Source organism: Pseudomonas sp. RA_35y_Pfl2_P32, assembly GCF_963970735.1.
Classification (GTDB): Bacteria; Pseudomonadota; Gammaproteobacteria; order Pseudomonadales; family Pseudomonadaceae; genus Aquipseudomonas.
The window spans coordinates 1-441 of record NZ_CAXAQF010000355.1 but is presented as its reverse complement, the minus strand read 5'-3'; the positions used below and the strand labels follow the sequence as shown (position 1 = coordinate 441).

1 protein-coding gene is annotated in these 441 nt (G+C 67.6%); it reads right to left on the bottom strand.

Annotated elements, in window-relative coordinates; all coding sequences use genetic code 11:
• Window positions 1-235: formylglycine-generating enzyme family protein (locus AACY45_RS28680; RefSeq protein WP_339548852.1), on the bottom strand; the 235-nt coding region annotated here is incomplete at its 3' end.
• Window positions 236-441: the final 206 nt, after the last annotated feature.

Sequence of the window (441 nt, the reverse complement as noted above, 5' to 3'; positions counted from 1 at the left end):
CGAACACCGCCGACCCCGGGACCCGCATCTCGGGCGGCGCGCCCGGCAGAACCGGCGGTCTCCGTTCCGCCATCGTGCGATAGCCGGTCGCCCTCACGAAGGTGGCGAATTCGGCGTTGGTCAGCTCATGCGTGTCGATCCAGAAGCCGGGCACGGTGACGGTGCGTGGCGGTCCTTCTTCAGGATAATGCGGATCTTCCCCCTGGACGAAGCGCCCCGCCGGAATCCAGCGCATCGCTCCGGGCGCGAACGTGGCACACGCGTGTTGAACGGGCGCGCCCGCTGGAGCCCGCGAGCAGGCGCTCATCGCCAACAGCCCAACAATCGCCAACCACCGCAATCTCATCGGGTCATCGATCCCCTCCAACCGACACCCTAGCGAGATTTCAGCCGACGAACAGCACGCCCCTATGGTCTGAAGCCGCGGTCCGCGAAGCGGGC